Annotated in this window: 30 protein-coding genes; 2 read left to right on the top strand and 28 right to left on the bottom strand. The window is 38.5% G+C overall.

The window, feature by feature from the left end:
- Positions 1-140 precede the first annotated feature (140 nt).
- From M2419_RS07270 to M2419_RS07230, 9 genes are all read right to left on the bottom strand, one after another.
- The gene (locus M2419_RS07270) at positions 141-1,496 is read right to left on the bottom strand and encodes a phage portal protein (RefSeq protein ID WP_259254658.1); all 1,356 of its coding nucleotides are present in this window, start codon (positions 1,494-1,496) and stop codon (positions 141-143) included.
- Positions 1,497-1,506: 10 nt separating this feature from the next.
- Entirely contained in the window at positions 1,507-3,138 is a 1,632-nt protein-coding gene (locus tag M2419_RS07265) for a hypothetical protein (RefSeq protein ID WP_259254657.1), read from the bottom strand.
- On the bottom strand, positions 3,113-3,577 hold the full coding sequence (locus tag M2419_RS07260; RefSeq protein ID WP_259254656.1) for a hypothetical protein: 465 nt from the start codon (positions 3,575-3,577) through the stop codon (positions 3,113-3,115). Before M2419_RS07260 ends, M2419_RS07265 begins: the two co-directional genes overlap by 26 nt.
- A 265-nt stretch (positions 3,578-3,842) precedes the next feature.
- Positions 3,843-4,067: a hypothetical protein gene (locus M2419_RS07255; RefSeq protein ID WP_259254655.1), complete on the bottom strand. Its 225-nt coding sequence runs from the start codon at positions 4,065-4,067 to the stop codon at positions 3,843-3,845.
- Positions 4,064-4,345: a hypothetical protein gene (locus M2419_RS07250; protein ID WP_259254654.1), complete on the bottom strand. Its 282-nt coding sequence runs from the start codon at positions 4,343-4,345 to the stop codon at positions 4,064-4,066. Before M2419_RS07250 ends, M2419_RS07255 begins: the two co-directional genes overlap by 4 nt.
- A gap of 3 nt (positions 4,346-4,348) precedes the next feature.
- Positions 4,349-4,774: a hypothetical protein gene (locus tag M2419_RS07245; RefSeq protein ID WP_259254653.1), complete on the bottom strand. Its 426-nt coding sequence runs from the start codon at positions 4,772-4,774 to the stop codon at positions 4,349-4,351.
- Positions 4,761-5,450 (bottom strand): hypothetical protein, encoded by a 690-nt coding sequence (locus M2419_RS07240; RefSeq protein ID WP_259254652.1) that lies wholly within the window; start codon positions 5,448-5,450, stop codon positions 4,761-4,763. Before M2419_RS07240 ends, M2419_RS07245 begins: the two co-directional genes overlap by 14 nt.
- Before the next feature lie 21 nt (positions 5,451-5,471).
- Positions 5,472-5,651: a hypothetical protein gene (locus tag M2419_RS07235; RefSeq protein WP_259254651.1), complete on the bottom strand. Its 180-nt coding sequence runs from the start codon at positions 5,649-5,651 to the stop codon at positions 5,472-5,474.
- A 1-nt stretch (position 5,652) separates the two neighbouring features.
- Entirely contained in the window at positions 5,653-5,916 is a 264-nt protein-coding gene (locus M2419_RS07230; protein WP_259254650.1) for a hypothetical protein, read from the bottom strand.
- Positions 5,917-6,024: 108 nt separating this feature from the next.
- On the opposite strand from M2419_RS07230, the gene M2419_RS07225 reads away from it, so the two are divergent.
- Positions 6,025-6,240 carry a hypothetical protein gene (locus M2419_RS07225; protein WP_259254649.1) on the top strand — a complete coding sequence of 72 codons (216 nt, stop codon included), beginning with the start codon at positions 6,025-6,027 and terminating at the stop codon, positions 6,238-6,240.
- Here M2419_RS07225 and M2419_RS07220 read toward each other — a convergent pair.
- From M2419_RS07220 to M2419_RS07210, 3 genes are read right to left on the bottom strand one after another with little or no spacing between them, the layout of a single operon-like run.
- On the bottom strand, positions 6,237-6,428 hold the full coding sequence (locus M2419_RS07220) for a hypothetical protein (protein ID WP_259254648.1): 192 nt from the start codon (positions 6,426-6,428) through the stop codon (positions 6,237-6,239). The two genes, M2419_RS07225 and M2419_RS07220, sit on opposite strands and share 4 nt — an antisense overlap.
- The gene (locus tag M2419_RS07215; protein WP_259254647.1) at positions 6,388-6,873 is read right to left on the bottom strand and encodes a hypothetical protein; all 486 of its coding nucleotides are present in this window, start codon (positions 6,871-6,873) and stop codon (positions 6,388-6,390) included. Before M2419_RS07215 ends, M2419_RS07220 begins: the two co-directional genes overlap by 41 nt.
- A gap of 40 nt (positions 6,874-6,913) precedes the next feature.
- Positions 6,914-7,456 (bottom strand): hypothetical protein, encoded by a 543-nt coding sequence (locus M2419_RS07210; protein ID WP_259254646.1) that lies wholly within the window; start codon positions 7,454-7,456, stop codon positions 6,914-6,916.
- Between the two features lie 22 nt (positions 7,457-7,478).
- On the opposite strand from M2419_RS07210, the gene M2419_RS07205 reads away from it, so the two are divergent.
- On the top strand, positions 7,479-7,709 hold the full coding sequence (locus M2419_RS07205) for a hypothetical protein (protein WP_259254645.1): 231 nt from the start codon (positions 7,479-7,481) through the stop codon (positions 7,707-7,709).
- On the opposite strand, the gene M2419_RS07200 is transcribed toward M2419_RS07205, so the two are convergent.
- From M2419_RS07200 to M2419_RS07125, 16 genes are all read right to left on the bottom strand, one after another.
- Positions 7,706-8,269 (bottom strand): hypothetical protein, encoded by a 564-nt coding sequence (locus M2419_RS07200; RefSeq protein WP_259254644.1) that lies wholly within the window; start codon positions 8,267-8,269, stop codon positions 7,706-7,708. The two genes, M2419_RS07205 and M2419_RS07200, sit on opposite strands and share 4 nt — an antisense overlap.
- 30 nt (positions 8,270-8,299) lie before the next feature.
- Entirely contained in the window at positions 8,300-9,124 is an 825-nt protein-coding gene (locus M2419_RS07195; RefSeq protein WP_259254643.1) for a EutP/PduV family microcompartment system protein, read from the bottom strand.
- Positions 9,048-9,905, bottom strand: a complete 858-nt coding sequence (locus tag M2419_RS07190) for a DUF4373 domain-containing protein (RefSeq protein ID WP_259254642.1) — start codon at positions 9,903-9,905, stop codon at positions 9,048-9,050. Before M2419_RS07190 ends, M2419_RS07195 begins: the two co-directional genes overlap by 77 nt.
- Positions 9,906-9,907: 2 nt before the next feature.
- Positions 9,908-10,111, bottom strand: coding sequence for a hypothetical protein (locus M2419_RS07185; protein WP_259254641.1), 204 nt, complete (start codon positions 10,109-10,111; stop codon positions 9,908-9,910).
- A gap of 50 nt (positions 10,112-10,161) precedes the next feature.
- On the bottom strand, positions 10,162-12,981 hold the full coding sequence (locus M2419_RS07180) for a DNA methyltransferase (protein ID WP_259254640.1): 2,820 nt from the start codon (positions 12,979-12,981) through the stop codon (positions 10,162-10,164).
- Positions 12,971-13,252, bottom strand: a complete 282-nt coding sequence (locus M2419_RS07175; RefSeq protein WP_259254639.1) for a hypothetical protein — start codon at positions 13,250-13,252, stop codon at positions 12,971-12,973. Before M2419_RS07175 ends, M2419_RS07180 begins: the two co-directional genes overlap by 11 nt.
- A complete protein-coding gene (locus M2419_RS07170) occupies positions 13,249-13,785 on the bottom strand; it encodes a DUF1643 domain-containing protein (RefSeq protein WP_259254638.1) in 537 nt (178 codons plus the stop codon). The genes M2419_RS07175 and M2419_RS07170 overlap by 4 nt, the downstream gene beginning before the upstream one ends.
- Positions 13,778-14,353 carry a hypothetical protein gene (locus M2419_RS07165; protein ID WP_259254637.1) on the bottom strand — a complete coding sequence of 192 codons (576 nt, stop codon included), beginning with the start codon at positions 14,351-14,353 and terminating at the stop codon, positions 13,778-13,780. Before M2419_RS07165 ends, M2419_RS07170 begins: the two co-directional genes overlap by 8 nt.
- Positions 14,354-14,779: a hypothetical protein gene (locus M2419_RS07160; RefSeq protein ID WP_259254636.1), complete on the bottom strand. Its 426-nt coding sequence runs from the start codon at positions 14,777-14,779 to the stop codon at positions 14,354-14,356.
- A 10-nt stretch (positions 14,780-14,789) separates the two neighbouring features.
- Entirely contained in the window at positions 14,790-15,032 is a 243-nt protein-coding gene (locus tag M2419_RS07155; RefSeq protein WP_259254635.1) for a hypothetical protein, read from the bottom strand.
- Between the two features lies 1 nt (position 15,033).
- Positions 15,034-15,627, bottom strand: a complete 594-nt coding sequence (locus tag M2419_RS07150) for a hypothetical protein (protein WP_259254634.1) — start codon at positions 15,625-15,627, stop codon at positions 15,034-15,036.
- A gap of 35 nt (positions 15,628-15,662) precedes the next feature.
- Positions 15,663-17,369: a DEAD/DEAH box helicase gene (locus M2419_RS07145; RefSeq protein WP_259254633.1), complete on the bottom strand. Its 1,707-nt coding sequence runs from the start codon at positions 17,367-17,369 to the stop codon at positions 15,663-15,665.
- A complete protein-coding gene (locus M2419_RS07140) occupies positions 17,369-17,785 on the bottom strand; it encodes a hypothetical protein (protein ID WP_259254632.1) in 417 nt (138 codons plus the stop codon). Before M2419_RS07140 ends, M2419_RS07145 begins: the two co-directional genes overlap by 1 nt.
- Before the next feature lie 253 nt (positions 17,786-18,038).
- Complete coding sequence (locus M2419_RS07135; protein WP_259254631.1) at positions 18,039-18,350, bottom strand: KTSC domain-containing protein; 312 nt, start codon at positions 18,348-18,350, stop codon at positions 18,039-18,041.
- A gap of 22 nt (positions 18,351-18,372) precedes the next feature.
- Positions 18,373-18,615: a hypothetical protein gene (locus M2419_RS07130; RefSeq protein ID WP_259254630.1), complete on the bottom strand. Its 243-nt coding sequence runs from the start codon at positions 18,613-18,615 to the stop codon at positions 18,373-18,375.
- A gap of 17 nt (positions 18,616-18,632) precedes the next feature.
- Positions 18,633-18,920, bottom strand: a complete 288-nt coding sequence (locus M2419_RS07125; protein ID WP_259254629.1) for a hypothetical protein — start codon at positions 18,918-18,920, stop codon at positions 18,633-18,635.
- Positions 18,921-19,341: the final 421 nt, after the last annotated feature.

Here is a 19,341-nt window from a genome sequence, read left to right as displayed (position 1 = left end):
CTAATCAAAATTACCCTAAATTATAAACCAAGACTTTTAAAAAATCGACAACCCGCAATGGGTATAACAAATATATGCACAAATATTAACAATGCAAGACTTTTCTGAAAAAAGTTGAAAAAGTTTAATTTTATTCAACTTTACTCATCCAAATTAGAGCTAAGTGCTTCTGCTTGTAACTTTTTCCAATTGTCTTTTCCGTCTTTTGCAAATGGATTTAAGTTAGCAGCATCTTCCTGGTTAAGTGACGGCTTGCCGCCTGTTGCGGTAGAAAGCATATCAATCAAATCAGCTTCGTTTTCAGGAAGTGGACTGGTAAACTCGAATTTAGTAACTAACCTCTTCAGCTGTTCGATCAAAGTTGTCTTACTTGGATTCAGTTTAGCCAATAGATTCTTGATCACCTCCATCATACGATCAAACAATTCTTCTACGGTGATGCGGTTTCGTATAGATTTCAGTATAGCAGGGAAAAACATAAGCTCGATAGCTTTTCCAGATGTGGTACCGATCGCTTTCATGCTGTCCATGGAGAAGTCTGGCGTGTCTGTAAAGTAATTGATCAACTCTTTAAGATCCTCACGTTCTTCTTTGATCAAGTCAACTGACATTTGCGGATAGAGATAGTCAGCCTCAGCACCCTGTTCCATTTCCACTACCTTAACGGCTTTTTTTACCTCTGGCATGTTCTTTATCTCGCCCGTAAGCTTAAGAATAGGTGAACCCATAGCATCATTGTTTTTGGCTTTTCCCGATGTTAATGTCTCTCTACGTTCAATCAACGGATCAACGTCGAAAGAATCCCATACATCTTGAGTGAATAAAACCATGGATATCTTACCTGCTAAATTCGTTTTCTTTTCTAGCTGCCACTTACCATCAACTTTAGTATAATTGTAAAAAAAGTTAGGTGTTTCAATGTCGAAATGTTCAACTTGAACACCGTTACCTGTTTTTACTAAATATCCAAGTCCCCAGGCATTCAGTGTTCCAAATTCGTCAAATCGGTAAAAGATATCGTATCCTTCGGATTTTGCAACTACCTTACATCTAACAGTGTTTAGTTGCGTCAAATCATTAGGATCAGCAGAGGAATCACGATAAGGCCTAAACATGATGACCGTTTCCGTCTCACTGTAGAACTTCGTCATCAGATCTAGCAATTTGCTATTCATGCGCATTTCTTTCCAAACTTTCTGTACCTCGCTAAACGCTTCATCTGTGCCATCGCTCTCCTGGACCAAGCGAACAGGTTTACCCACTAGAAAAGCGACAGTACTCTGCACGATCTTCTTTTGAATTGGTAAAGTCAACGGCCAATTATTTACCGGTTCGGTACCTACCATCTTTTCTTTAGGCTCTTTGGCAATTTTATGTTCACTAGCATTGTAGAATGATAATGCTTCTTTGACCCTAACAGCATTGTTAGTCATTTGGCCTTTCAGCCTATCAACGTCTCCTTGTTCGAGTAACGTATCAAAATCTTTTTCGTCCATAATCGTTATGTTAATAAAATCCTAAACTTGCTTTTGTTGTTGGTGCCTTATTCTCCACATGGTTCTTCTTAATCTTGACAGGCCAAAAGGTCAATGTCAGTGAATCCCATTTGTCAGGTGATTTTTTCAGCCTTTCTTTGATATCTTCCTTTGGTTCTATGATGATATCGCCATTGGATCGGAAACTGTATTTAATTTCCGTCGCTTCTTGGGCAAAATCATCATCCGGAGGAAGCATAGCGTTAAAATGATTATCAGGATTAAGCCAATCACGAACAGCCCAATGTAAATAGGCGCGCATATTGGCGAATGTATATTCTCCTGTCACATCTTTTAGATCATTACCTTTATCGTCTTTCGCGCTATTGCTGTTTTTAGCACTTACCGCTTTCTCATACCCGTACTTTGTAATCGATTCCCTGCCTGCATATTTCAATTCTGCAAGACGACTATAAACGCCCGCCCCCTCTCCGATTGTATCGATCATAGCAACGGCATAAAGAGACGCTTTTAGCAAATTGACTGTAATACCAGCAACTTTCATATGATCAGCCACGCCTGCACTGTTGAAGCTTTGAAATTCTTTGACAATGTTATCGTGTCGTGGACAAATTACAGAATCATCACGCCCCATACCGGCGACGTCAATTCCTATTTTTACGTCAGAGCTATAAACCCTTTCGGAACTCGGAGTTTTATGAAATTCTTTCCATCTTTCATTTGCCGCCTGAATCCAGGACAACGGGATAAGAGTATCCGTAGACACTTTCGGAAATTTCCCGAGCACTTTCATGCGGAAAAGATCATTCGGCCGATAGCAATTACCTTCCCAAACAAAGTCATCTTCACTCTCTTTAAAATCTTCTTTTGGGATCAGCTGGCACCAAGCTTCAACCTTATCTTTCACCCAAACATAATCCACCTGTCCAGGGATAATATCTTTTTTCAAAACTACATTTGGGGCGTTTAGGCTATTCAGCTGAAATTTATTCCAACGCGGTGATTTATGGCTACGTGCAGCATATCCAACATTGGTATTAGGGTTGAACACGATCAGAATACGTGAATTACCCTGCAAGTTACCCTCGATCGCTGCAAAGGTTCCTTCAGGAATACCAGAGGCTTCGGTAACTACGAACATCGTATTGACAGCGTGGAAACCGGTCCAAGCCTCATGGTTATGGTCATCGGCTTTGAAGCCTGTCAAAAACCATTCTTCAAAATCTGTACGGATATCATTGCCCACCAATCGGCCAGGAAGATCGATGCCCTTGGCTCTCGCTTTGTTGAATAACCTAGATATCTCCGGTACCATGATATTCACAACCTGGCGACCTGTTGGAGCAGTCATTGCGATTTTGGTATTTTTAGTAAGTTCACCCTCTTTATTCCAACGTGGTGTAAGGTACATGAAGCACATACAAGCGACTGCAGAAATAAAATCTTTTCCCCGGGCGGTACCACTGGCAACTGTTGTCATACGGTTGTACTGTACGGATCGCAATATTGCTTTTTGCTCATCATCAAGGTAACAGCCTAATGCTTCGGTTGCAAACTTAACCCAGCCGTCAGGATCTTTGACCCATTCTGATATCTTATTTTTCGCTGCTACCTCGTTACTCATCTGTTTTCTCGTCTTCATCTACTGAAACTTCACGAAGGAAGTCGTAGAAAGATTTGTTCAAACTTTGTCCTTTTGTCGTTACATCAAGCTTCGCATTGCTGCTGGTATACTTCTCACGATAATTATTACTCAAATAGAATTCAATGGCTTTTTCGTCGTTATTATCAATATTCTCCAATAGCTTCGATTCGACCCACTCATGCGTGATCAATCTAATATCATCGGCCGCCTCTTTGAATTTGGGATCAAAATCAGGATTAGGCTTTCCGGATCTATTTTCTCCATACCAATCGTAAAAAGCTCTCCTGGATATCCCTGCATTTTGGCAAGCACTAGAAACAATTCCTTTAGTCAGCTTTAAACAGAATAAAACCCACTTCTTTTTAACTGGAAACGCTTTTAAATCAGGATCATCTTTAGCTGCTTGAAGCATTCGCTTCTTTTGCTCTGGTGTCATAGTAAAACAATTAAGCCCACATAGTCTTTCGGACTATGCAGGCTAACATTAAAATCAATAAATGCTTAATTCAATTAAGCTGAACCACCAGCAGCACGGCCAGTGTTTTGATTACCGCGGCTACCGCCACGATTGAAGAATCTACCAACTCTAGATTGGATAGCATTCGCAACACGTCTAAACATCGCTAATCAATTAAAATAAAACCTCTGTTAACTAAACTCAAATATCGGGTGAAAAAGTTGAAATTCATTCAACTTTTCAATTATAATTTTTCAAACTCTGATTCTATTTTCGAAATCTCAAGTTCTAAAACTGATTGTGCAGTTGCAATCACGCCCAAGTCATTCAATTCTTGGAATGAAAGAATGGTGTTATCTCTAAAATCTACTAATGCACACGATCCTTTGGTCAACTGGTCGATCTTTGACTTTGCCAGATCTATTTTCTTTAGAAGCTCTCTAGCTTCTTTAAATTCTTCTTTTGTCATATCTCTGATTTTGGGATAAAATAAGCATCGAACGGATTTACGTTCTGCTCATCAATATTTGTAACTATTCGACCCTCTTTAACCAACTGTTTCAAAATAATCATGATCTGCTCAGGGTCGTATGTTAAAAACTCATTGGAAATAGCAAATAGCGTTAAAGCATATTTTACGCGTATACTGCATACTTTCTCACTTCGTTTTTTTCTGCTTAATTTCACATCTATCATTTGATGCAAACGGCTCAACACTTCATTGGCAGATACTCTTTCTACGTTCATACTCTACATTGTGATGTCAAACCAATCCTTTTTCGGTGCGAATAACTTTGGCGTTACGATCTGTTGCGGTTCAATGTCGATACCTAATAGTTCAGCAAGCTTCTGACCATTGATGAAATTGTCTTTGATCAGACCAAGGGCACCAGCTTTTTGCAAGAATTGATCACGTTGCGCTTGATTGGCGAAAAACGCACAAAAGTAATAGTCAGTATTCCACTGATCTTCGAGGCTCTTACGGGTGTTCGCACTGGCTTGTCGGATCGCTAATTGATAGTCGGTTACTTCAGCTTTCGCTTCTTCTTCAAAGCTTTCATAATTGCTCGTGTCTTGTTGCGGTTCGTCGCTAAAGTCAGCAAATGATGGAAAGCTATTAAACGATGACGCAAATGGGTCAAAATCGTTTGAAGGTTGTTTTTTAGATTTGCTCATGTCTTATAAGTTCAAGGTCAAGGAATGGATAAAGTGATTTGCATTTTTCGTAATCGTTTGGGAAGTGATCTTTTAGCGGTTTCAAAAACTTATAGTGAAAACCGTCGAAGGATCGGCCCCATATTCGATAGTCAATTGGCAGCTTGATGCCAGAGGCTCGAATTTCAGTGATCAACCTGTCATTGGACCAGTCGAATACTGGATAGAACTGCTTTCGCTTCTCATTTACTGCACCATACTTTTTGATACTGAAACGACGGTTCAAACTATCATTCATTCGTACACCGACACCGGTGTATGTGTCCAGGTCTAAACCCAAATCTTCTTTGGCTACAGCAAATACTTCATCATAGTGAGGGATATAGATATCTTTCTCATGGATGAAGTCTACAGCGCTCGGATGCTGATACATGAAGTACGCTAATTGGCGGTACAGAGCTGGAGAAGGAAAACGCAATATACGTTCTTTGAAAACTTCATTCTCATAGTACTCGAGGCTTTTATTTTGAAATTCAAGATCTGGCACCATGTAGTAAAACACTGGATGGATCTTGTCAAAATACTTCTTCATTTGAATGTATGAGGCTATCGAATCTTTTCCCATGGAAAAAGAGACTACAGCGACACCATTTGCTTTTTCTGCGATACGCTCGCAAAGTTGTTCAGAGGTTTCCATTATGAATTTGGATTAGAATAATCAATCAAAATAATCGATCAAAAATTGCTCAATACTTCTCTTAAGCTCTTTGAGAGATTTTTTTTGATTGTCGGTTACATCATCATTTTTCGAAGTGAAAACGATTTTCGCATCGATCTTAATTTCTTCGGTCTCATTTAATGCGATCTCAAAGTTTACTGTTTGACTAAAAGTACTCATTTTAAATATGTTTTTCGATAATTTCAAACAATCTTCTATAGCTTCCAAAATAGCTTACGTCCCTTCCACCCAGGACGATGACTTCTTGATCATCTTGCTTTAAAATAATACACTCATCATACTTAGGATAATAGGTATCACTTATATCAAGATCTCTGCGCTCAAAATCAAATTCTAATTGACTAGCTAAGGTCTTGGCTTGCTTGAGCGTCAGCAGCGAATGCATTTTATGCTCGCGCAATAGCTCACGTTGTTCATGTGTCATGTCTGTAAAAATTAAATGTTCTAATTGATGATGTAAATATATGTACAAATATTAACATATGCAAATATTTATTTATATTTTAACATTTTATTTTTTACATTTGTTTCTATGAACAAAGTTATAAAGAGCCTATTTTTCATTATTGCCGATAACCAGGTGCTTTACGTGGAATCGACTATAAAGGATCTGCACGAACAATTTTCGAAAGATATTGATCAAATTAGCTATATAACCTTGTATCGTGCTTTCAAAGAGCGAGATCGTTTTACACGAGAATTCAACGGCAAAACATACTTTTTCCAGAGCCTAAAGGTGAATGACTAAAGTCCTTTGCCTTTCAAAAAACCATCCACCAAATAGCGTAATTCAAGATTTACCGCATCGTCCAGTTTCCCTTCAATGGTGATAACAGTTTTAGGCTGCGTGATGTGGATATCGGTTTTAATTCTGTTTTCCTTCCCGGCCTGACTTTCATATTGGCGTGCCGGTGCTGCTGTTTTCTTTGCTGCCATAGCTTTCGATTATTTTAGAGGTTATTAAATCAACTTTAGTCCTGAAATCGCGGTAAATCTTGTAGTAGTTCCTGGCTTTGCACATATCGTAATTTACCGTTCGCTTGGATAAACCCAAAGCCTTTTCGATTGACTTTCTGCCTTTGGGACTGAAAGACCCTTCGATAAGATTATGCAAAAGCTCTGGGTTGAATAAATTCAAGATCACAGCAAACAGGATCCTACGAGCATTTGAATGGCTCCGACTTTTCGAACAGTCGTGCAGATCATCTATCTGAAAATCTTCCAATGCACAAAACTGTACAACAATTTCGTCTATTATTGAAAAATCAGTAAGCACCGTATCAGGAACTTTCTCGCGAATCTTAGCATCTACTTTGAGAGCCAAATCGGGAAACTCCTGGTACAGTACCTTTGCCACCATTTGTGCCGGATATCTAACCATATGAGCAAATATACAAAAAGTTGAATAAGTAGCATTATTTTCAACTTTTCAAAATTGATCGAATCAAATCCATGACCTGCAACGGTTCTTTGTTAATTTGGTACGGCTGAACACGAATCAACTTCCATCCATGTGAATGAAGCAAATTATTTTTTTCCATATCTCGTTTGATTCCAGTACCAGAGCTGTGACCGCTATTTCCTTTCATCCAAATGCCGCCCTCAACTTCAATAGCAATCTTCAAATCATTGCCGTCTTGATCAACAGGAATCGCGTAATCGATGCGGTACTGACGTTCGGTTGAAAAGTAAAATTCAGGCCAAACGATTAGATTTAATTCGAGCAATACCAACTTGATGAAAAAATCTATCTGATGTTCTTTGTTTCTCAAATTTCTATAGTCATCAATCCATCCCGTTTTTAAGCCCTTAGAGTGATTGTATTTCTTTTTTGATGACTTTATACATATTTGCTGTTTTTCTTTCTCTGTGAGCTTATTTTTAGGCTTCATCGACCCGTTGATCTCTATCCAACCATTTTGTTTTAGATTTTTAACGAAAGCTGTTCCCCAGTTTGGTTTCATTTTAGTATTTTTAAAAGAAAAAATGGATAAAAATTTTTTAATGGCGATTGAAATTAGTGAGGGATACACGTCCGTCCAATCCTTTCAAACTTCTACGGAAGCATTTGATGAAAAGAAAAACAGCGAGCAAAGAGACGAATACCCTATCTTCATCTACGATCTTAGCAAACAGGAGTATCTTTGGTTCGATGAAGATGGTCCCGCTTACTACGAAACTATAGCAGAAGATGTTATTAAAAAAGCTAATCGCTAGTAACGAAGGTTAGTCCAATGGATTAGCCTTCCTTTGAAATCTTTGTTGAAATACTTGAAAAATTCGTACTCAGATTCAAAACCATCATTTATGGCAAGCTCTCTAATTTCCTGCTCATTTAAAAACCGGCCATCAATCTTGACCTCGTAAGCCAAGTAGAATATTTCTATTCCATGAGGAAACTCTAAAACAATTCCATCGACTCGAGGCAAATGGGATGCGTCTATAATTTCGATAGTCTGAACACTCGTACATTTCACGACAGGCGCAAACTGGAATCGATCCTTTGTGCGGCTGTTGATTACGAAATGGATATCCATACCAGGTTTCCAACGTTCGCTTTCGTCGTGACGGATTGTGTGGATCTTAGGCTTTTCATTACCTAAACGATCGATCGCTTTGCCAAATTTATCATGATATTTATACATGAAAATAACAGCATGTGGAAAATCCAATAGCTTATTTTGGATTAACCCTAATCGAATCTTTGCAATGAAATACGTTTTGTCGTCTTGCATGGCCATGCTCTTCGGCCAATTCTGCATAAACCCTAAAGTCATAATGTGTTGTGTAAAGTTTGAAAGTCTATTTTATTTCCTAAAATCAGGTGCATTGTGATCAAACGCAATAAAGTTGCACATTTGTCTTAACCTGGATTTGATCCTCGGTCCGTATGCTTGTTCAATTTCATTACCTCCGATGTTGGCAGTAAAGTGCGTTGTGTTGAACAATTCATGCTCGTATCTATTCATGATGATATCGCCGACGACGTCAACCTCGTTACCAAAGTTCTTTTTGACAGTTTCTACACCCAAATCATCAATACAGAGACCAATTTGCGAGAAACCAAAGTTCTGTTGCGGATGGGCAGCGATAAGATTCGAATAACGATTGATCACATATTCACCACCATTTTCGCGTGAAAGATAACTATCAGATATCTTGCGTGCTGTTGTTACAGCGTATGGATTATTCGAATTGATTTGAAACGATTTCATGATTGTAGTCTTACCGCATCCTACTGGTCCAACAAGCATAATTCCTTTTTTGAGTGAATAACCCTCAGCTTCGAAGCGATCATCACCGGAGAAGTAGAGCGAGAGCAGATTGATAATTTTTTCATTGTGCTCGTTGATCATAAAATTCGGATTGATGTTCTTTACAGTTTTCAAAAAGAAATTCTGTGTCGTTGCTGCATCAAATTTTGGATATTCTGGCGGCTTACTTAATTTCTCCAAGTACTTTTTATTTTGAATTTGAAAGTGTCTACGTTTGCGAGCCTCTCTAAGTGCTGCGCTTGTGATTTCTTCGATTTCTTCACTATTCAACTCAATATGGTTATAGTCCTGAATATCCCCCTGCTGGTGCGGAGCCACTAGTTCGTTGACCTGCTTGGTGTGTTGCTTTTTTTCCATTGTTATAATTTTTTGATTGGTTTTGAATTTTTAAACTGATCCAGTTTTTACAGTGCTTACGATATCCCTGTAAACTTGTTTTTGATTCTCCGGTGAATGATATGTTTTGAAAGAAATTTTCAATCCAGTCTTTTGCTTTGTCTACTGATATCGCGTTGTCAGATGCTAGTCTTGAAATAAATTCTTGATCATCTACGAGATCCTGCTTTGGTGTTTCAAAATCTGTCGAAGAATACTGCTCCCAAGCTGGTTTTTTTTCAGGTTTTTCAGGCTCATTTTTTTCTTCCGACTGGGTCGGAATATATTTGATTTCCTTTACTTTTATTTCCTTTACTTTACTTTGTGTATTACTGTCAGAGTTGAGAGTATTATTGTTTGCAATATGTACACCTAAACTCTGTAAATGTTTACATAAACCCTCAAATTGTAAACATTTATTTTCACGACGTTTGTAAGCGTCTTGAATGTGATTTATGAACATTTGAGACCATAAAACACGCTTTTCCCACAGTGTTTTGTCGAACACTTTTAGAGTAACAAGATCCTCTATTATTGCAAGCAATATGTCTACAGAAACCCTACATTTTGCAGACAGAAACATCACTTCAATGTCTTCATTCATATTCAGAAAATGGTGTTCGGTTATGGCTAAGGTTTCTAAAAGTTTGAACCAAGTAGCATAGCCGTCGTTCCCATATTTCATTTCAATGTATTGCATTTTCTTACCCGAGCCAATCAGGTGGGGAAAGTAATCAACAGTATTCTTTTGTGGCCTAGCCATAATTAAAATCCTTTTTCTTTATAAAATAAAACTCGTTCAAAGTCATGGTAATGAACCTTGATTCTATGGAGTAGCTCTTGCTTTCTGAACTGCCAAAATTCGTATTCTAAGCCTTGATCCTTCAACATATGCACCATGGCTGCGGCCTGTTCTAATTCGGTATACAGGAAACGAGATACTAAACAAAAGTGTTCATACTGCTCCATAATATCAAAGTTATTTCTAAAAATTGAAAAGGTTGAAAAATATTCAACTTTTATACTAAATCAAAAAGCGTGGGAATGCTTTGCTTCATTTCCTCTGCCTTAAGGTAATTCGCACCGTCACTCCAATAAAGAGGATTGAGCTCAATACCTAACCCCTTACGTCCCTTTTGTATTGCTACAAGTGGAACGGTACCCAGCCCAGCAAAATAATCAAGTACGATATCGCCGGGGTTCGACATCTGATCAATAACGCGTTCAACGATATCGATCTGAAACGGACAGACGTGCATTTCACGTCCATTACTCCATTGAGAGCCGTTGAGTGTGCGCATTCGCGTGATATCCGTCCACACCTCTTCTGTCCAACTTTGCGGCTGCAGTAGCATAAATCCTGGTGGCAGTTTTCCTTGAGCTTCTACGTTTTCGGCAATTTGTACGACTTGTTCAAAATCCCAAACCTCTTCTAAAGAATAAGTCTTGAATAACTTAAAAATTGCATCAGATTCGAGTTTTGCAACTTCATCCGGATCGAGCAGACGATTACCGCAACTACGTGTAAATCCGTGAGCATCCATTTGCCAACGTGCCCTACTGTAACCTTTGCTCCAAGATTTATCCTGCTTGTTAAACTCGCGCTTTTGCTTTAATACTGGAATGTCAGCATACGCATTGCTTGTATCGGATGGTGGCTTGCGGAACAATAGAAGGTATTCAGGCATTCCGACACCCATTTTTGAACCATCCTTGCACTGTTCTGACCATCCTAGACGATACGTTTGGCTATTCTCACGTACAACATCTGTAACAATGGTTTTCATTCCGATATAGGCGAATCCATGTTTTGTAAAATGATCGATGCAACGCATATGTACAGGACTTACAGTCTGAAAGCCCAAGCCATTTATACCTCCTGGTACTATTCTATCTTTGACATGGATTGCACAGATACGCCCCGGCATTAGAACGCGGAAAGCTTCAGGTGTTGAATAATCCATTTGTTTCCAGAATTCTTCACTACTCTCGCAGTGTCCATAATCGGCGTAATTTGGCGAGTATTCGTATTGCATTTCAAACGGAATAGAAGTCAAAATAAGGCCAACGCTATCACCTTTGATATTTGGCAACTCTTTTACGTTATCGTTGTTGATAAAGGAATAATCCTTGCCTTTAACCTCGATACGGTCTACTCCCATTTTACGCGTCAGCATTTGAGCCATGGCCGCGCGCGACAATCCATATTTCTTTACAATTTCTATCATTTTTTCTACCATTACATTGTGTTGATGCCATTTTCTTTCTAGTTGTTTACGAATTTGGCGTTCGGCTTCTGTATAAATCAGATCAATTCGCACGGTACCGGTTTGCCCGAATCTTAAAAGCCTATGTATTGACTGAATAAAGTCATTGAACTTGAAGCCTATACCGGAATAGATCGCCCAACTACAATGTTTTTGTAAATTGGTGCCAGAGCCAAGCATCGAGGGTTTTGCTGCAATTTGAGCAAGTTCGCCACAGGAAAACTGCATTACAATATCTTCCCTAATTTCAAGCGGCTGGCTGCCATAAACAGACTTCGATTCAGGAAAAAGCTTTTCTATCGCTCTTCGCTCGTCTTCAAGATCATGCCAAAGAATAAGGTGCGATTTTTTGTACTTCAAGGCTCGAGCTTTTATTTCTTTGGCTGATACTTGAACCGTTTTTCCGTCGTATTGAAAGCTAAGGCCTTTTGTATTACTCATCCAGGTTGTTGGATGAGACGAACCACCTTCTCCACCAAAAGCTTTTGGCCACGGTTCGCCATTTAGCAAGTTCTCCAATACCCAATAACCTGCAACATGTTTAAGTGCACTATCAATAACAAGATCATTAATTGATTCAAACTTAGGGATAATATAGATATCCCTATTGTATAAAGACCGCATTTTTTGAATTCGCTTAACCAGACTATTACGTTTCTCTTTTGCAGATCCCTCAAGCCCGATCGCGCTTTCTTGGAAAGCTTTATACTGTCCATTCTTTTCGGTGCCAGCCGTTGTGTGATCGGTGGGAATTTCATGCCACCGAACATCTAAAGGTGGTAAATTATAGCCGATATCATCACTTTCATTTCCTGTAAGATCTGACGGTTTTGAAACAAACAAAGCCCATGAAGCAACCCAAAGCCAAAACTCTTCTTCCTTATGCTTGTACAGTGTCAATTTATCTGCTTTCGTACTATCTCTTTTGAAGAATCGCGTTTTAGCCTGTGAAACGTCCATTATACCCAAAAAGTCAGCATAAGCGAGAAGTTCTATATAATCATTTGGCGATGGTGTTGCGGTCGCTACAAAACGATACTTAACCATGCTTTCACCGCGCCTGTTCCCTCCGACACCTTCATCGCCGGTAAATAATCTCATAAATTCCCGGAATGTTTTAGAACCTCCAAGCCCCCGGAGAATCGACGCTTCGTCGAGACTTACAGCTGAAAACAATCGAGGATCTAGTTTACCATCACGTACCGTTTCGTAGTTCGTAATATAGATGCCTGCAGATTCACATTCGCCGATCGATCGAACGAATTTTGGTCCAGTTTCCCAACTAAGAATATTGACTGCATCTTTATTGAATTCAGCTCGTACGCCAAGCGGTGCAATGATCAATCCACGGCCACCGACTTTATTAATCATAATCCGAATCGTCTCCAGTTGTGTTACGGTCTTGTGTAATCCAAAGGAAGCAAAACAAGCTCTACGCCCACCCTCAACAAGCCATTTCACCATTAGTTTGTTGTGTGGTTTCAATGCTGGATTAATCTCGCTGATATCGCACTCTACACCGTCAGGCTGTGCAAGACGAATCTTTGATTTTAGAAAATCGTCATACTTCACGATCAACCTCCTTATCCTCTGTGATCAAACTTTGGTCGATCATATCGTCGGTAAATTTGTCCCAGTTGATATAATGCTGAACACCTTGAAAATGACCTAGGCAATTACGCATCGGGATAGCAAGTACAATATCATCTTTTTTTAAATCCTCAATTGCTTCGTGGACAACCTTATGTTCATTGCAAGGAAAACAGGTTAAAATCTCCGTTCTAGTGGTTGAGAAATTGCCTGAAGACATGTTATAAATAACTGTTAGAACTTTCTTTTTCATTTTTGCCAGACTTTTTTGGTTAAATAATTAATAGGCCTCAAATCACTTTTTAAGTAAAGCGGGTGGCAAGGTGTGCCATCTTTAGAAAGTTTTAGGTAATGACCTTTGTGATTTTCTAAACAATCTCCAAACTTTAGTTTTTCAAAAGATCGGTGCCTGTAAAATAATTCTCGAACTATTCCACCATTACCCCATGCATATATTACCAAATCACTTTCTTCAATTACTTCCTGGATATGGGAAATATTCTTAGGTCCGACAGGGTCGCACACTTTCAACAATTCTTTTGGACTAGTGGACCGGTATGCAAATAAATTGCACACTACAATGCCACCATATCCCCAAGATTTAGCAAATCCAATACACCTTCTTATTGTCGGATCGTCTGCATTTGCATCAGCGGTAGAGGGATTAAGCATTAGAAACATTACAAACGGCTTGCTTCTATCCCATACACGCCAAAGACGATAACGATATTTGCCACATTCAGAAATTTCAGCACCTTTCTCAATATCATTAAAAAGATTATCCATTATAAACCTCCTTTGCAAACTCAGTTAGATCAACTCTTTTTTTGCTTGGAAACCAAGTTTCAGTTGATTGAGAGTCTAAAAACTTATTGAATTCTTCAAGCTTAGCTTTCATCTCTGTTGATGGTTCCCAGTCTTCGTGAACATTGTCTGCAAAATGCTCATAATCGATATGTCCGAAATATGATCTTTCGCAGACGACTAAAAGCAATGAGGAAATTTCGGTTTCATGTTCTTCGCAATATTGCTCTATACTCTCATAATCAAAAAAGTATAAATCATCATTGTACAGGGCTAATGCGCTTTCACCATCCCATTCAACCAATGGTAATTCATTGTATTTTACAATTTCATCCAAAGATTGGCAAACAGAGCATTTTCTATCATATGAAAAGCGTTTTGCGAACTCGGTACCACAATCGATGCATTCTTCATGTGTAATATATTTTTCGATAGATTGATAATTGACTGGTGTTAAATTTACGGTTTTACCGTCAACAATAATAAAATCAACCTCAATAGTGCCCTTTTTGATCTCAAGATCTTTTCTTGTTACTTTCGCCTTTTCCATTTACTCCCCCTTTTCTATGATTTCCTCTATATGCTGCAAGTCTACACCAGGATATCGCTCGATGATGATCGAAACCATTAGCTTCCACTTATCAGGAGAAGCGCGTTTGTACTTGATTACGTCTTGGGATAGTCTTTTAATCTTAACTATTTCCAACATACGTTGTTCAATTCGAGAAAGCATAAACCGGCAAAAATTCATGTGTTTCCGAGTTTTGATATTGCCGTTTTGCTCAAAAGTTGCTTGGTTGTTCTTGTAATCCAAACGCACTTCTTCTTGAAGTTTTCTAAGCTTGATAAGATCTACTTCTGTGTCAATTTCTTCAAGTGTAAAGCGACCGTAATAATCATTTATCTTAAATGATTTGTCAACTGCAGGTTGTTCCTGAACTTGCGGTTTTTCTGATTTAAAAAAGTTTTTAAACATAGTTTTATTTTTACAATTTGTCCTTAATTTGGTATGATGCTAAATCATCAGGGCTGTCGATGTCTATCAAGAATTTATCACTTTCCAGCGTTACTACTTTCTTGCCATCATGTAATTGACATTGTTCATCAGGTACTACTGATATCATCACCTCAACTTTCATTTTAACCCATTTATCAAATGGATCGAGGTACAGGAATATATGTTTCCCGTTTCTGTTTAATAACTGTTCGTAGGTCATTACTTTAAGCATTTTATGATTCTAAAACATCATCTCTCTCTGGGGCAATATCATAGATTTTAACTTCTCCATCTTTTATAAGGTAGGGTTCAGCAGCTATCGATTCTAAAACATCGCGCCTTTCCTGAATCATGCGGATAGCATCGTGATTGCTCGATCGAGCTTTATCAAGTACCTTATCCATGAATTTGACCTGCTCCGATAGCTTTGCATAGTTCTTGTCATTTTTTGATAAACGCATCGCTTCCTGGAATACGTCGCTATCTGACATATAGCTTAGTGCAGCATCACACTGATAAGTAGCATATGCCCTATCTTCAAAAGCTTCGTGATCCTTTGAAGACACGAACCTCATTTTACATTTTTGGTTAAGCTTTTCGGTACTTTCAATGATTTTTTCAATATCCTTTTTAAAGTCCAAAATCTGCGGAGAGCTTAGCGTTGGATCGATTTTCTTTAACTCATAAATTAATGGTTGAAGGCTCTCGAAAGCAGCATACCGCAAAGAACCAACTGCATAGATGACAACCCTAAGAGCATCTACCATTGATTGCTGTAGGTGCTTTATAGCATCGACCTCTTTTCTTGTTCTTTGTTTTTTTATCATAACATTCAAATTGAAGAAGTTGAATATTTTTCAACTTATTTAGTAAATAAATCCGCAAAACTGTCCACGATACTAACCTCGGTCATATCTTCATTTCCTGTAACAGTGTTTGCGATAAGTCGCTTTTTTTGAATCAAATCATAGTTCCATTCGTCAATCGTATCACGACCAAGGAAGTATGTACACATAACGTTGTTGTGTTGCCCCATCCTATAAAGCCTGTCTTCCGCCTGGTCCATAATGGCAGCATGCCAACCAAATTCGATGAAACAAATGTTTGTTGAGACTTCCTGAAGACCATCCACACCAACGCCCCCGGCTTTTAAATTTAAAACTATCACATCGACGTTTTTATTCGTTCTAAAAGCATCAACTGAATTCTGCTTTTGAACGGCATTTTCGGCACCAGTCAAACGAACTGACCGTGGGAAGGCTTCCTGTACAGCTTTGACAATCTCAATAAGGTTAACGAAAACGACTACCTTTTCCCCAGCGTTGATAAGCTCCTGAATAAATTCAAAAGCATCTTTCAATTTACCACGTGCAGATATGTTTTTGAGAATGCCTATACGTACCATGACTTCGCCTTTCATGGATTGCTTGATCTTTTCGTCATCAGCATTTTTGTAGCTTTTCATGTAGCTTTCAAGATCAGCCAAAGCGTGATTGTATTCTTTACGAGATTCCTTGTTCAGATCACACAAAATAACCTGACGAGATTTATCCGGAAGATACTTTTTGACTTCAGGATCCGTTTTGTTCCGACGAAAGAAACAAACCTTATTCAAATTGTAGTTTAGTTCCTTCAGATTGGAGGCTCCGTTTGGTCCGTCACAATAATGTTCGATGAAGTGTTTGTAACCACCAAGCTCGACAAGTCTATTCATGATGCCCAGCTGTGCAATAAGATCGCTCGGTTTGTTGATCAATGGAGTACCAGTCAATAGAAAAATAGTTTCCTTATTAGCTGATACACCTTTAGCGATTTTGGCCGCTTGTGTAGAAACAGCTTTCAATCTGTGACTTTCATCGAAAATGATTGAGTTGTAAAATCCGATTGCCTTTGAATTGAAATGATAGTGCTTCAATGTCGGCTTTCTCTTTTTTAAAGTCTTTGGATCGATTCCAGGATCGTCAATACGCTCTACAAAGAATTTCTTCATGCTCTCGTAGTTTACGATGTAGAATTGCGCTAATCCCGTTCTGAAAAATTCCTGATAAGTCTTTTTCATACCATCAGAAAGCACCACAGCTTTACGATTTATAGTCTGCTCGATCTCTTTCTTCCAATTTTCCTTTACAGCCGAAGGGCATACAATCAAACACGGATAAGCAGCCTTGCCTTGTTGATGCAATGCTTCAATTGATGCAATAGCCTGGAACGTTTTCCCAAGCCCCATATCGTCACCAAAGAAAGTACGTTGACGAGATATTGCATAGGCAATACCGGTTTCCTGATAAGGCCGAGGTACTCGCTTCAATGGAATTTGGATTGTCAGTTCTGGAAGTGGGGGAATGACAAAATCAAACTTTCTTTCCTGCACTACCTTATGACCAAACTGCAGTTTATGCACTTTGCAAAAACGCTCTACTTCTTCACGATATTTAGCTGGGACACTCCAAGTCTTATCGTTGTGATCAAATTTACGTTCAGGCAATTCTTTGACTGCCTGAACAATTTTTGGGTGATATCGGAAGTCAATTTTAAAAATACTTCCTACTGGTACAGCACTTCCGTTCATTATTTCTCCTTTCCAAACAAAAGCTCAATTGATTCTTCTTTGGTCAAAACCTGGGCATTTTTGAAAAATCTTGTAGAAGATTTACTTAAATAAACTCCATGGATAAATTCTTTAAAATAATCATCATCCCTTTTTGTTGCATACAAAGCAATCACAAATGAATTTACATCGTAATCCCAAAATTTGCAGACATCTCCGACCTTAGGTTGATTAAGATCTTTTGGATGAATACGATATTCGTGACAAGTTTCCCACGTAGGTTTTAAATCCACAACCCAGGTATGTGTCGTTGCTCGCTGAATAGTAGCGCCATTATTAAAAGCCTCTTTCAGATCAGAAAATTTGTCCACAGGGTTCTTAATTCCTAGTTTATCCTCAATGGCTTCGATTCGTTTTAATAATTCTTTTTTTTTCATAATAAAATCTTAGCGGGTAATTACCCTTAGTTTTCAATTACTTTTACTTCAAATGAGCGCAGTTGAGCGTTTTTACCCACTATCTCGATATTGAGGTTATTAGCTTCAATTATGCGTTGCGCTACTTGATAGGATCTATCCAAGTCAGAAACTCTGAAATCAATTCGCCCAGAAGAAATTAGAGGCTCACCGTGTCCAAAAAGCTTTGTAAACTTGGATAAGTCAGATCGTTTTTTAGTTGAATTAGTCGCCATTATTTCAACTCTACAGGTGTTAAAATTGGAAATCCAAGTTTTGTTCCCGGGGTATTGCCTGACACTTTTTCGCGAACATACTTTCCAATACTTTCGGCCAATGAAGCATTTCTAACAACATCCGTAGGAATATCACGATACAAATAGGTACCACCGTTTTTGTATTGGACAAAAAACAGGTGGGTATCTTTTCGCTCTTCGGGCTTATGACCGCAAAAGTCAACATTACTCGATGGTAATTTAAAGACAGCATAGTCCTCGTAACGTTCGTCTACCTTGTAGTCAACGTCGTAAAATGTTAGTTTTTTCATATTTTTAGTCTTCAATAAAAGGTTATAATAACTCTATTCCAACTTCGTACAGAAAATCAGATTCTTTACCTTCAATCACTGTTGTGAATGTTTCATCTGTGTAGTTGACGAGTAGGAATGCAGATACCTCAGGAGCAAAAACAACTTCACAGTACTGTGTATTTACTTCTCCTCCCTCATCGGAGTAATCATAGGTTACCTTATCCAAATGTTTGAATTCGTAATCCGGATGCGCCAATAGGCCATCATAAATTTGATTTGACATAATTATAATTTTTAATATTAAACTTCTTCGAAGGCTGTTATTTTACTGGCAAATTCAAAGGCTTCCCCCGGGGTTTCAGCATTGAACCAAACAAAGTGTTGTCCTGTATAGATACAGAAACCTGAGTTTATCCCAGTACTTCCATACAATAGAGTGGGAATGTCTTCCCCTTCTTCATTTAATTCGATCACTTTTTCGTCATCAACTAAATACTTAAAATAAGGAAACATGGGATCTTCATAATCCTTATCAAACAACGGCAAAAATTTTGCGTCGTTTTTTTCGAAAAACTCTTCTTTGGTCATATTTTAAAAATTTAAATGTTTGCGGAGAACATCGGATTCGAACCGAGAATGCCGTCATCTTTGGCTATTGAATAGCATCACATACTTTGTCGGAAATGATATACATTCCTTTCAAATATGCAGGTAATCCCTAGTGCAAATTTACTGTCGCATCGTATGCCGCTCGTACGCAGTCGGCAAACAGAAACCATTTCCCAACTTCTCCAACCTTTTAACTTTAGCGTTTAATTTTTACCCTGATAATCGCTTGTAAGAACGTGTCCAGACCGTTAAAAAATCTGTTAATTAAATGATGTAAATATTTTTGCAGTCTTGTTGATTAAAGACTAATTCAAGGGCTTCGCCTAAATTATTACTGTGTGCTGCCTTCTTGTTGAATAAGCCAAAGCAGAAGCTTTTTAAGATTGAGCAATGCGAACCT

It is taken from the genome of Sphingobacterium sp. BIGb0116, from assembly GCF_024808035.1.
In the GTDB taxonomy this organism is placed as follows: domain Bacteria; phylum Bacteroidota; class Bacteroidia; order Sphingobacteriales; family Sphingobacteriaceae; genus Sphingobacterium; species Sphingobacterium paramultivorum.
This window is presented reverse-complemented; position numbering and strand designations above follow the sequence as displayed.